The sequence below is a fragment of the Mesorhizobium sp. M7A.F.Ca.ET.027.03.2.1 genome, from assembly GCF_003999175.1.
In the GTDB taxonomy this organism is placed as follows: Bacteria; Pseudomonadota; Alphaproteobacteria; order Rhizobiales; family Rhizobiaceae; genus Mesorhizobium.
Map to the genome: position 1 here is coordinate 1 of NZ_RZOM01001495.1, position 1058 is coordinate 1058.

Genomic DNA, 1058 nt, shown 5'->3' on the forward strand with positions numbered 1-1058 from the left:
ATCCCTTCCCAGAGCCGCCTTCCTCGGCAGGGCAACCGTAGTAACGAACTCGCCCGGGAATATTCTCCTGCCGAAGGTAGTTCTTCACAGCGGTGGCAGCCTGCATCGCTCCTGAACCCAACAGGTGATGTCCGCATCCATGTCCGTGTCCGTAGGGCTTGATCGGCGCGTGCGAGGCTACGCCTGCCTCCTGGCTGAGATGGGGCAGGGCATCATATTCGCCCAGAAAGGCGATGACCACACCACCTTCTCCTGCCTCGCCCATCACTGCTGTGGGCAGGCCGGCGACTTGCCGAGTGACCGTAAACCCTTCCGCCGAAAGGGCGCGAGCGTGCTCCTCGCAGGAGGCGAACTCCTCGTAGTTCACTTCCGGGTTTGACCATACAGTATCGGCCAGGCGCCTGAACGTGCCCGTCTTCTCGCTTACGAGGTTCCAAATTCTTTCAGCGTTCTGGTCCATGTCTGCTTTCCCAGGGGTCGCGATCAAACTGTCATGATCAGCCCTTTCTATTCGATAGCTGTCACAACATCTGCTTAAAAAAGCAGGCCACTTTAAGCGAACATTGCACAAAAACGCATGATTGCTTCTATATTAGCCGGTTTTGGACTTTCGGCGGGCGAGGCATGGACACATTGTTTCATTTGCATACCGTTAGCCTCAAAGATGCAAGCGATCACCGCTGCAAAAAAAAAGGGGAACAAACATGCACAGGCGCACTCTCTTAAAGGCCGCAGGAGCTCTCGGTGTGGCCTCGATCTTTCCGGCACCGCTCATCGCAAAGAGCCTTAAGGGTTCGGGCGAAGTGGTCATCTACGATGGCGCCGGAGCATGGGGTGAAGCCATGCGTTCGGCATATTTCGAACCCTTCGAGGCGGAAACTGGCATCAAGGTCATCGTCGAGCCGACGACCGATACAGGGGCCATGCGCGCCAGCGTCATGACCGGAGCTCCCCGGTACGATATTTACATCTTCTCGGGTGGGTATGCGAACAGCTTCGCCAGGGACGGCCTGCTCGAAAAGATCGATTTTTCGTTCTTCGAGCGTTCGGACCTGGAT

General features: G+C 56.5%; 2 protein-coding genes. One reads left to right on the plus strand and one right to left on the minus strand.

Annotated elements, in window-relative coordinates; genetic code table 11:
* The coding region (locus tag EN750_RS35905; protein WP_127399390.1) for a M20/M25/M40 family metallo-hydrolase at window positions 1-460 on the minus strand (460 nt) is incomplete at its 3' end.
* A gap of 244 nt (window positions 461-704) precedes the next feature.
* On the opposite strand from EN750_RS35905, the gene EN750_RS35910 reads away from it, so the two are divergent.
* The coding region (locus EN750_RS35910; protein WP_145968264.1) for a PotD/PotF family extracellular solute-binding protein at window positions 705-1058 on the plus strand (354 nt) is incomplete at its 3' end.